The following is a 13,380-nucleotide window of genomic DNA, read 5'->3' on the forward strand; positions in this document are numbered from 1 at the left end:
TTTAATCTAGTTTATGATATTGGTAAGCATCACGGTTAGAGAATGCATAATCCAAAACAGTATATTGGTTCATAAATTCAGCTACTTCAGAAGCAATATCCTCCTTATCAACCGCCACACGTTTAATAAATTGAGCAACCTCTTCCATTTCTTTTTCTTTAAGCCCCCTTCTAGTAATTTCCTGAGTACCTATTCTAATACCAGAGGGATTATCTGAATTGTCCCTGTCATCACCAGGCAAGAGGTTTTTATTTAATACAACATTATTGTCAGCTAATTCTTTTGCAATATCAGATGCCGGCCTAATTGAGCTTAAATCTACTGCAATTTGGTGGGATTGGGTGAATCCTAAATCTTCACATAATACATCAAATCCCAACTCATACATTGCCTGACCAAGAGCTTGTGCATTTTTAATAGTTTGTTTAGCGTAAGCTTCTCCAAATTCCAACATTTCAGCAGTTGCAATACCCAAACCAAGTAAATGATGTAAGTGGTGATTGCTTACAACCCCCGGAAATACTGCATTATCAATGATTTCTTCATTTTCCTTATGAGAGAGAATGATTCCACCTTGCGGACCAGGGAATGTCTTGTGGGTACTTCCCATCATCAAATCGGCCCCTTCTTTTAAAGGTTGTTGGAATTGTCCTCCAGCAATAAGACCTAAAACATGAGCTCCATCATACATGATTTTAGCTCCAACTTCATCAGCAGCTTCACGAGCTTCTTTGATTGGGTGCGGGAACAAGAATAAACTTCCTCCGAATAAAACAATTTTTGGTTTTTCCTTAATGATTTTTTTATTCATTGCATCAATATCGATGTTCATTACATTTTGATCCAGCGGATGGAATACTGTTTTTAATCCACGAATTCCTGCTGCACTTACATCTGCATGAGAAATATGCCCTCCAGATGGCACTTCAAGGGCCATTACTTTTTCACCGGGTTTTGCAAATCCAAAGAATGCTGCAAGATTTGCAGTTACTCCTGAAACAGGTTGCACATTAGCATAATCACAGTCATATACTTTGCATGAAAGTTTTTTGGTTTTGTCTTCAATAATGTCAATGTATTGACATCCTTCGTAGAATCTTTCAAATGCTTGTCCTTCAGCATATCTGTGAGCAAAATCTGTTGCTAAAGCTTCAGTTACTTCTACACTTGTAACGTTTTCAGAAGCAATAAGATTAATACTATTTCTCATATATTCAGTATGTTCTTTTGCAATTTTTTCAAAATTTAAAATTTCATCATGATAATTAGTCATTTACTACACCTGATATCCAATTAAATATCTATGATTAGATTTTTGTTAATCATTCAATATAATAGTTATGAAATTATAACCTAAAATAATTAAATGAACTGGGAAATCTAAAAAATGAAAGTGAAATTAAAAAGCATTGGAGAAAATACAACCTTAATTATAATGATAATCAACAAATAGAATCAATAAACAAGCTATTTTCTGGTAATGCGGATATGTAACCTATAAAAAAAACCACTTGATAGAATAATAAAAATTAAAAAGCATAATGATGATTCAGCACATAGCGAGATTGCCAAAACCTGAAGAGAAATATGGACTTCATTTACAACTTGAAGGATATATTAAAATTTTAAAGGATATTGGATTCGATTGAACTAAAAGTTATTTTCAATATTTTTTATAAAATATAATATTAAATTTATTCAATATTAGTAGAATATATATAATAATAAATTTAATAAAATAAATTATAGATTCAAAAGGAGGTGTAAAAATTAATAATTCAGCAAAAACGATATTAATATTAATACTGTTCATCTCAATGACAGCTGTGTCGGCTCAAGAGAATAATACTGCAGATTTAATTAATGTTGATACAAATGAATGTGGTCTAACCTCATCAGCAGGTGCTGTTGAAGATAATCCACCATTAAGTGAAGTTAAAACTCCTGAAATAATTAATATTACTTCTAATAATGTTGGTAAATATTTTACAGGAGGATCCTTAAAATCCCCTCATGCATATGCAACATTATTTATATCAGAAGATCTTAAGGATTTAGGCGTATTGACTATAAAAGCAAAAAATGTTACAATTAATGGTAATAACCACATATTAACAAATACGGTTTTTTGCATTAGTGCAAATGGTGTGACATTGACCAATATTACTTTAAATGTGACTGAAGAATTTGAAAAAAATGATTATGCAGCAATATTATTATGGAAGGCAAATAATGCAAATATTTACAATACAAATATCAATTATATTACTCCAATAGATGTAAATGCATATGGGATTTATTCTGAAGGAACAAAGTTTAGATCAAATAATAATTTAAAAATAATAAACACTACCATTACCTTTGAAGGAAATAACCCCTCTGAAGGTAGGGACTATGCAGTTAGTTTAGAATTTTCCCCAAATTGCATATTTGAAAATAATACTGTTAATGCAAAATTACCATTGAGAAGCGTTGCATTTACAGGATCAACAGCATACCTATTCTCCGAATTCGTATTAGCAATGGGAATAAGTGAATGTGATAATTCAACATTTAAGAATAACATTATTAATTGTGAGGTTAATAACAAGTCTGAATGTGAATTTCCAACACTGGATGCGGTATTTATTTGTGATTCAAAAAACTGTAAATTTATTGATAATCGATTAAAATTAACTGATTTCAAATCATATGAAAACCAAGCAAATTACTTATATGGTTTAGATATTTACCGAACTGATAATTTACATATTGAAGGGAATAATATTCATGTTGAGACAAGTGGAGGGGCATATGCTGCAGGAACTGCTTATCCAATACAATTAACCGGACCTGCAAGGGAAATAATCATTAAATATAATGAAATATTTTCAAAAAGTAATGGTCCAAACATTGGAATATACTCACAAAACTTCAATGGTGAAAATTATATTACTATCCTAAACAATCATATAAATGTTACTGGACTTGCAGGAGAACATCCTTGGGCATTGGTGGCAGGAATTGAAGCACAAGACAATAATGATATTATAATGGATAACATTATAGAAATTCATAATATTCGCCAAACCACCAAAAAGGATAATTTATATGGAATATCATATTCACAACAGACAAAAGGACAACACACTTATAAAGTAGTTAATAATACTGTAATAAGTGATGGATACTACCTATCTCATATGTTAGATGCAGAAAATACTACTGTAACTAATAATACCTTAGTCCTAACATACAAATATGCTGACACCAATTATGATCCATTTAAGCGTGGTGATGCAATTGGTAAAGATACAGATGAGATTAAAAATAATTATTTTTCAGGAAATCGTGTTATCACAATCTTTGAATATAATATAGAACAAGATGGTAATGAAATCAAGACAGATGAAGAATTCTACTATGAACCTCCAATAAATTCCGGAAATTATACTAATATAATTAACGGTAGTGGAATCGTACCTGAAAATCCAGGATTCCCTGGAGGAAATCCGTTGATTCCTGGAAGTAATCCTGGAGGGACAATAAACACTGGAGGCAATGGCAATACGGGAGGATTCAATAATCCTGATGTTGCAGATGGTGATAAAGGGTATACTGGATTTCCTGATTTAAGTGGAGATGATGGTAAAAGTTTGTCCCGTAAATCTAGACAGGGCAGTAATGTGAAAACTGTAAATTCCTTTAATAATCGAGGAAGTACAAGTAACTCATATAATAATCTTATATCAACTGAAAACTCAACATCAAGTGAAAATCCAAGTGTGAATGGAGTAGTCACTAGTGGAACTGCTTCAAAATCTGCATCTTCTGCAGGTGCTGCTGGAAGTAGTGGTGCAGCACAGGCCAAATCAAAAGCATATAAAATAACAAAAAATATTGTAGAAAACGGTCCAGATGATATAATAAAATTCATTGGAGTGGCTATAATATGTGAAATCCTACTAGTTATAGGATACAGAAAAAAAGAAACCAAAAATTTATTAGATTAACTAATTCAATAGTTAATCACTTTTTTTATTTATTAGTTTCAAAGTAGTTATCAGTTAATATTCAATAATTATGGTTATTTTCATTCATGAAGAATTGAAATTAAATATTCTTATTCATTTATAGGCAAATCATTTAAAATATCATTATCAAAGAATTCATCGTCATTGTTTAAACACAATATAAATATTATTAGTGAATTATGGACATTTGTTAAAACTAATCTTTTAAACATGAGGATGTGACATGACTCAAGATTGTATAATTTTAAATGATTTAAATTAATCAAATTTGGAAACTACAATTTATTTAAAAACACTAAATATTCCAAAAAAAACATCCAATAAAATAATGTCCTTTAAAATTAAATGACAGATTAAAGTGTTAAATATTAAAGTCCTATAAGTTCTTTAATCTTCTAATGAGTGTCCACCAAATCTCAAAAATTAATTTTTGACAAATACATAATGCTTCAATTGTAAAATAAAGAAAATTTTACCTAAATGAATTTACTTTTGGAGAACACCCTAATAAAAATGAAAAAAAATGAAGTGATGGTTTTTTTAGTATGCATGAGTTTATTTTTTAACTTTTATGACATTAGTGTTTTTAACCCCACCGTAAAATGTTTTGATTTTATACTTACCCACTTTCAAACTACCCAATTTAATTTTCGCAACACCAAAATTATTTGTCCTAACCACATATTTCCTACCTTTAAACTTAAAAACAACCCTCTTATATTTAAGCTTCACACCCTTCTTATCCAACAATTTCGCAGAATAAATTAAAGTTTTACCTTTCCTCACAACCTTATTCTTAGTTATTAACGTTGGCTTAACTATTATTTTATTTTTAACCCTAACACCTTTATAAATAGCAGTTATCATATACTTACCCACTTTTAATTCAAGCCTTAAATTAACATAACCATTACCATCACTTTTCACTTTAACACTTCTTTTGTTTATTTTAATAGTGACAATTGCATTTTTAACCGGAACATTATTATTCAATATACGCAGTTTATAATTCTTATACCCACCATAATACTGAATAACATCCTTATTTCCAAAAATCCTATAATTATCCAACTTAACATTAAAATTACCAGCAGCCATTGCCATTGCATTAGAATCAGACCCCTGATAAGTAGCAGTGAAATTATAAAAACCATTTTTAAACTCACCAAGATTCCTAAAACCCACACCATTTACAACAACAACCTTATAAATAATACCATTAATCTCAAGAACAACATCACCAGTTATTTTACGATTATACCCATCAACTAAATTCACATGAACCATCAAATCATCATCCTCATTAATACTGGCAATACTCACTTTCAATACACTTTCAATCTGATTCAAAATAAGAATTTTAGATATTGTTTCTGATTCATAATTATCATCACCACAATAAGTAACAATTAAATTATAAGAACCTTTACCTAACGGACTGATCAACCATGAACTAACACCACCACTCACTGTTTTATTTCTTGGCGAATACTGACCCTGAATATGAAAAGTAACATTACCTTTAGCATCAACATTTAAAAAAGCATCAATACGAATATTTTTATTCAACACCAAAGAACTAGTATTAACCATCAATGAAGGCTTTGCTTTTTTAACATTAACCTTAACAGCATTTGTTGAACCCTGATAAATTTCATCACCATTATACTTTGCACTTAAAAGATATTCACCAGCAGGAATATTCCTAAACACAGCACTTACCTGATTACCAGTTAAATTCAATATTTTAACCTGATTATTTAAAGTAAACACCACAGTACCACTCGCACCAGACGTAACAGTTGCTCTCACCACAATATCCTCACCATAACTAATAAACTCAGATGCAGATACCACAATCTGAGACAAATGAGATTTAATACTAAACTTAGTACTCACAGTCTGATTCGTATACTTACAATCCCCACCATAACATATTACCAAATCATGCTCACCTAAACTCAAATCAGAAATTGAAACATTCACCCTACCATTCACCAATGCCTTATTAATTACAACACCATCTATTTTAAAAGTAATATTACCAGTTGCATCAACCGGCAATGTTACAATAATCGTTTCACTCACACCAAAAATAACATCCTCAATATTAACATTCATAACCGCAGGCTTTACTGTAATCACATCAAATTTAGTTATATTCTTATAAATAACAGTCACATCATACTTACCTACACTAGTAACAACCGGCAATTTAGCAATACCATTTACATCAGTAGTTAAATATATTGTTCGATTCTGGAATAAAACAGTTAAATTAGCATGTTCATAAGGATTACCCTCACTATCAAATAAACCAATAATATAATAACCCACCTCATGCTCATTAATATCCAAACAACTACAATTGATAACAGCCTTTCCTTCAATAAAAGTTGTCACATTCCAAGAAGCATAGGAATAATGACTATCCCCACCATAATGCACATAAATATAATTCACACCTCTCTTGAATTTAACAGAAAAATTACATGACCCATTAGTCAAATTCATAATCAACATATCATTATTAATATACAATCTCACCTCACCAGTACAATCAACATAATCTGTTTTAACAAAAACATTACCAGTCAAATCATCATTACTAATAAACACTGACAAAGCAGTAGTCCTCATAGAAACAGTAAAAGTAGCACTGGCACTAGATTGATCATATTTTTCATCACCAGGATAAAAAACACTAACATGATATGTACCATTACTAAGATTAGTAATAGTAATCGGAGTCACAGTATTGTTAATGAAAACTGTAATATTCTCACCATTAATAGATAATTTTGCCTCCCCGCGAACATCCCCTGGATCAATTGTAAGATTAATAATTGCATCCTCACCAGCACCAATATCCTCAACATTTAAAGTTAAATTGGTTTTCCATTTACTCACAATAAAAGTAGTATATGCAACACCACCCTCATAATACTCATCACTATCAAAAACCACACTAATATTATACACACCAACATTTCTCCTAATTTTTAAAATCCTCATAGACTGAGTACTGGCATCTTTAGCAAAATGTCCATTAACATATAACTTACCATTTAATTTCGCAGAACCCGGTGAAATAGTAATAATTATCTGACCCTCTTCACCATATTTAACTTCAGGAGCAACTACACTAATATTAGTAGGTATCTTATACACAGAAAAAACAAAACACCGCTTCAATATTTTAAAATACTCACCATCACCACCATAATCAATCCACATAGTATAATTATTAGGTTTTAATACATCAGGAATAGTAAAACTGCACTCAGAATCTTTCAGACCCAATATAACTTTCTTATTATTATATCTCAAAGTTATATTCCCAGTCGGTTGCATGGTGAGATTTCCATTGATTTTCACATGAAACGTTATATTCCCATCATTATATGTTATATTATTATAACATACATCCATTTCAGCAAATTCTTTACCCACATCAACCAAAGCACTACTCTTAAAATTCAAAATATTACTATAAATAACATATTCACCTTTAACATGAGTATAATTGAAACTAAACGTATACTTATCTTTTAAAAGAGTGGTTATATTCTTATACTCACCATTCTCATCAATTGTTGTAATAGTTGTATTTAACCCAGGTGTTAATAACTTATCCCAATCATTAAAAACCATATAATCAACACCATTAGTCAAACCCAAAGACAAAGTAATATTCCTAGTTTCATTAAGCTTAATCGGAACATACTCATCAAAATAAGGAACAAAATAATAATTAGGATTCGCATGTATAATAACACTAGACGGATTCAAACAGTAGAAATTATAATTAATATTGCATACTCCATCCATAGTATTATATAACAAACTGCATGGGTCATGAGGGCTTCCAGTATAATATTGTGTGTTTAGCAGGTAATTGTACATATATGTTAACTTTCCAGTGTTGTAAATGTTTATTGAACCTTCACCACCCCAAAAAGCATCCCAGTCTTCCGGTTTATTGCCATCAAGAATACAACTTGTTATTTCCATTTCTCCCCTATTTTTGATTGTACCATAATACATGGCCCAATTATTATTGCTTCCTCTAGTTATGGTGTTGTTTTTTATTATTGTTTTTGTTATTGTGGCTTTTCCGGTTTCACTATTGGAAATTACTCCACTATCGATATTAATGAAATATATGAATATTTGTCCATTTGGTTGTTTTACCTCTTTTACATCATATACTGCACTTTTAGCATGGTTATTGATGATTTCACTATTTGATATTGTCATTATTCCATTATTGTGTACTCCAACACCAGCAGCAAAATAATCTATCCCATAGCATTCACTTATTATTGTATTATTTATTGTTAATGTTCCATCATTATAAATTCCCCCTTTACAATGAATTCCAATTCCTGATTTAGTAATAATCGAACTGTCAATACTACATTCTCCTTTATTATATATTGCTCCACCCCCCAACAAATTATTGCATCGTGTGTTATTAATCAGTGAACTTATAATAATTAACCGATTATTATTGTATATTGCTCCCCCAGCGTTGCCCTTGGTTGTGTGAATTGTTGAATTTATAATAGTCAAGGAATTATTATTGTATAATGTTCCTCCATCATTTCCTGTAATTTTCTGGAATGTGGAGTTTAATATTGTCAAATCCTTGTTGTTGTATATTACACCCCCATTACTTCCTGTAATTTTCTGGAATGTGGAGTTTAATATTGTCAAATCCTTGTTGTTGTATATTACACCCCCATTACTTCCAACTACATTTTCAAACCTAGAATCAATAACAATAGATTGATTATTATTGTATATCACTCCACCATTCATTGTTTTACTGATGCTTTGTATTTTGTAGTTGTTGTATTTGTATTTTTCACTTAATTGTTGATTAGTAGATATTATATAAATTGCTCGGCTGCTGGTTGAGATTATATTTTCAAATAAAGTATTATTTAGAGAAATTTCCCCATCATTATATATTATCCTGTAGTTGATATTGGTGAAATTAACATTATTGGCATATAATTTTCCAGTACTATATATTATTCCTTTTAAATTAGTTGTTTCAGTTGGATAATTATAAGGCAAATAATGATTATTGTTATTGAATGCAGTATTTGTGATTTTTAATGTTTTAGTGTTGATTATCAAACCGTCATTGTCTGTTGGTCTTGTTTGGTAGAATTGATTTATATCTTCGATTTTACAATTTTCAAGTTCTAATTCTCCATTATTACTTATCAAACCAAGACTATTATCTTTAAAACTGCAATTAATTAATTTTAAATTCCCTTTATTGGAAATAATGTAGTGGTTGTTACCAATAAATGTTAAATTGACAAATGTAACTTGAGTATTGGGTTGTATTTCCAATAATGTTTGTGTTTTTTCTAAAATAAATGAAACATTTTTCCCAGTTATTGTAATATTTTTATTTATTTGTATTGTTTCTGTTGTATCTTGTATAATGTTTATATTGTTTAAAAATATGGTTCCATTATCTTTTACATAATATATGGCTTTTTTTAAAGAGTTAATAGTATTATTCCATGTTTCATTAGAAAAATATATGTTATCTATGTTTATTTGAGTGTTGTTTAAGTTAGTTACATAAATATTTTTTATTTTTTCAAAATGTAGAGTGTTAGAATATGTTCCAAATAAATATGTTGTTAAATAACTATTGTCATGTACAGAATAATTGAATAATACATTTGCATTATACTTAACACTATTTCCAAAGATTGAGACTATTCCTAATTCAGGTAGATTTTGTTCACCTATGTTTAGTGTTTTTATTATAGCATCGTTTTCATAAATGGTTATATTATGTGATTTAAATTCGTCAGTATGTTCCAATACTGTGAATGAGAATTGCATATTTATTGTTATGTTTCCAGTTGTTTCTAATTTTTGTGTATCATTTACAGATATTATAATCTTCGTACCATCTATTAAGAAATTTGATAATTTATCATTGCCCCTATTATTTTGCATTTGTACTTTGTTTTCATTGCTAAAGGATTTTGTTAATATCTCATTTTGATAATTATCATCTTCTAATAAAAGTTCATGGTTAGTTTGATTTATTTTAGAGTCTTTTGATAATATTTTTTCAGAATTCTCATAATTATTTTGTATATGGTTACTTATTTCAATAGGATTTTCATTACTTATTTCCAAACCATCATTATTGTTTTCAATTGCACTAATACTAGCCATATTCACTAGTATTAATAAAATAATGATTATTAATATATATCTTTTTATTTTCATTTTTATTCTACCCCCATCCATCATTTTTCTCATTGTGGAACCATGTATAAAAATTCATATATATTTTAATATAAGTTAAGATAAGTTTATATATGTTTTCATATATATCATAATTCATTAGATAATTATTCAAATGTATTTTAATAATATTATATAAAGGATACTTTAATATTAATATCATAAAAATTAATCATTTGAAAAAATTGTTTAATAAAAAAACTTAAAGGTAGATAGAAAACATGAAATATAAAAACATTTTATTTTCAATAGTGTTCATCATGTTTATTGTAGGAATCGGTTGTGTTTCTGCACAAAACATAGATGACACAAGTGATTTATCAACTAATGATGTAGATGATGCAATTCCATCTGACTCATTAAACGATGAATTAAATACCGATGAAAGTAATTTATTATCTAATCCAACAAATCCTCCTGTGACAAGTTGGTCTGAATTAGGTAATAAAGTAAGTGGAACTAGCGGAGATGATACTGTATATATTGGAGCTAATTTAACTCCTACTGGACAAATTGTCATTAGACATAATGTAACAATTATTGGTTCTGATAATACGTATATCGGTGGAAGCAGTTCTAATAATGCTGTAAGTTATAGTTATATTCCAATCTATTCTAGTGCTAGTGGTTTATCTATAACTTTGAAAAATATAAAATTCCAAAATTGTGGAGGAAACATCCTCATGCAATTCAGTGGAAATGGAAACTATAACATAGAAAATTGTACTTTTGAAAACTGCACTGCAACAGGAAGTCACCAATCAATTGTATACCTTAATTATGGACATGCCAATATTACTAACTGTACTTTTAAAAAATGTACAACAAGCTATGGTACAGTAAGCAATTACAATGCTGCAAGTGTCAATAATGTTCATATGATAGTAAGAGGCACCACATTTAAAAATAATTCTGCCAGTATAGAACCAGGAGCCATTAATAATTGCGGTCAATTAATTGTATATGATTCAATTTTTGAAGGCAATTCTGCTTCATGGTGGGCTGGAGCAATACACACCCACAGCAATGCAAATACAACAATTATAAGATCAATTTTTAGAAACAACATTGCCGGATGGAATGGAGGAGCATTATACTCATACAGTCATTTAACTGTAATTAATTCCAATTTCACAGGTAATGAAGCACATAACTCCAATGGTGGAGCTATCGCTGCAAGTAATTACGGCAGTAGCCCATATGTCAATATAGAAAATTGTAATTTTGACAACAATACTGCTACTGGCAGTGGTGGAGCTATATCTTTCGGTGGACCTAGTTTAATTGTTAATAATTCAAGATTTAACAATAATGTTGCATCTAGTGGCAGTGGTGGAGCTATAGCTTTTGGCGGATCTAGCTTAATTGTTGATAATTCAAGTTTTAATAATAATAATGTAACTACTGGTAATGGTGGAGCTATTGGTTGTATAGGAATTTCAAATATTACTAATTCTGTATTTATATGTAATGTTGTAAAGGGTTCTGCAAATAACGGCAGAGGCGGTGGAGTCTATGGTTCTGACAGCGGCAGATTAACAGTTGATAAATGTAGATTTATTAATAATACTGCTAAGGACAATAATTCTGGTAATGCACTTGCATATTATTATACTGGAAACAGCAATACTGCAGCATACTTAACCTATACCAATAATGGATTTTATGGACCAAATAATGGTACTGGATCTGTTTTTGTGGCGAATGACAAAGTAAACGTTGTTCAATATAACAATACTATTTCTGATTATTCCAGTAATGTTGAGCCTGAAAACAACACAAATGGAACTAATACAGGCAATATAACAATTCCTACAGGCACTAAGATACTTCCATCTAGTTGGAATGAGGTATTAAGTGATAATTTAAACGGCACACCCGTTATTGTAGGTAATTATATTCTAGTCCCTGCAAGTCATAGTTTGTACTGTTTTAATCATACTAACCATGCTCTTGTTTGGAATTTCACAACTGAATTTGGATATTTCCATGAGTTATTAGTTGAGGGAAATACTGTTTATGCTCCAGCATCATGGGACGCATTATATATCTTTAACTTGACAAATGGTGCATTTTTAACTAACGCAAACATTTATCAAGGCTCAAGCCTTTATAAACCGGTGATTTATAATAACACCATTTATATAAGCAGCGAATATGGATATGGCAACAATGATAATCATTGGATTTCAATGATTAAACATGATTCAGATTACTATTACTATGGTAGTATTTTAGAACTTACTAATGTAACTTATGGCACACCAGCAATATTATCCCAACCTCACATATATGGCAATACTCTTTATGTCAATACAATATATGGTTTAATTGCTTATAATTTAGTTGATGGGACAAGTCATAATATTAGCGGTACTGTAGGTAATCCTATTATTGATGCTAATGGAACTATCTGTGTTTTATCAAATAATGGCACTGCTATTTCATTATTAAATTCCAATTTAGAGGTTATTACTTCAACCACATTAAATGGTACTTGCAATAAGTTAATTACCGATGGTAATGGTAATGTTTACACTGTAGATGCTAATGGTCATATTTATTATGCTAGTTATACTAGTTCATCATTAACCTGCAGTAAAACTAATGTCACCGTTAACCCAGTTACATCAGCCATGACATGTTATAATGGAACACTTTACATTGGAGACAATAACGGCATATTATGGGCATTTAATGTTACTAAGTTAAATTCAAACATTAAAGATAGTTTATTTTGGGCTTTTAATGCCAGTTCTGCCATTGTAGGTAATATTGTCGTTGATGATGGTACTGTATATTTCGGCACCGATGATGGACATTTTTATGCAATATAAAAAAATGTTAAAGAATAATTGAAAAGAGAACTTTAAAAGAGTATTGTGTTGATGAGAGAGTTCCTTTTCGAATAAAAAAAAATTTTCGAAACTCTCTCATTATTATATTTTTTTAAAAGATGAGGATGTGACATAACTCAAAATTTTCTTTATTTTGAAATTGAAGCATTATTTGTGTTTATCAAAAATTAATTTTTGAGTTTTGGCGAACACTGAACAATTAAAAAAAAATGTGAATA

4 protein-coding genes are annotated in these 13,380 nt (G+C 29.8%); 2 read left to right on the forward strand and 2 right to left on the reverse strand.

Going from position 1 to position 13,380, the window contains the following annotated elements; translation table 11 throughout:
• Position 1: 1 nt before the first annotated feature.
• Entirely contained in the window at positions 2-1,273 is a 1,272-nt protein-coding gene (locus Q9969_RS08970) for a serine hydroxymethyltransferase (RefSeq protein WP_305556756.1), read from the reverse strand.
• Positions 1,274-1,817: 544 nt separating this feature from the next.
• On the opposite strand from Q9969_RS08970, the gene Q9969_RS08975 reads away from it, so the two are divergent.
• A complete protein-coding gene (locus tag Q9969_RS08975; protein WP_305556763.1) occupies positions 1,818-3,992 on the forward strand; it encodes a right-handed parallel beta-helix repeat-containing protein in 2,175 nt (724 codons plus the stop codon).
• A gap of 576 nt (positions 3,993-4,568) precedes the next feature.
• Here the strand turns inward: Q9969_RS08975 and Q9969_RS08980 are convergent.
• Entirely contained in the window at positions 4,569-10,232 is a 5,664-nt protein-coding gene (locus Q9969_RS08980; RefSeq protein ID WP_305556766.1) for an Ig-like domain repeat protein, read from the reverse strand.
• A 332-nt stretch (positions 10,233-10,564) separates the two neighbouring features.
• Between Q9969_RS08980 and Q9969_RS08985 the strand changes: the two genes are divergently transcribed.
• On the forward strand, positions 10,565-13,141 hold the full coding sequence (locus Q9969_RS08985; protein WP_305556769.1) for a PQQ-binding-like beta-propeller repeat protein: 2,577 nt from the start codon (positions 10,565-10,567) through the stop codon (positions 13,139-13,141).
• Positions 13,142-13,380: the final 239 nt, after the last annotated feature.

The sequence above is a fragment of the Methanobrevibacter sp. V74 genome, assembly GCF_963082495.1.
In the GTDB taxonomy this organism is placed as follows: domain Archaea; phylum Methanobacteriota; class Methanobacteria; order Methanobacteriales; family Methanobacteriaceae; genus Methanocatella.

What these genes read in the sequence shown, in the direction of transcription:
- Q9969_RS08970 (WP_305556756.1), bottom strand. Translation starts at nt 1,273, where the DNA reads ATGACTAATTATCATGATGAAATTTTAAATTTTGAAAAAATTGCAAAA.
- Q9969_RS08975 (WP_305556763.1), top strand. Translation starts at nt 1,818, where the DNA reads ATGACAGCTGTGTCGGCTCAAGAGAATAATACTGCAGATTTAATTAAT.
- Q9969_RS08980 (WP_305556766.1), bottom strand. Translation starts at nt 10,232, where the DNA reads ATGGCTAGTATTAGTGCAATTGAAAACAATAATGATGGTTTGGAAATA.
- Q9969_RS08985 (WP_305556769.1), top strand. Translation starts at nt 10,565, where the DNA reads ATGTTTATTGTAGGAATCGGTTGTGTTTCTGCACAAAACATAGATGAC.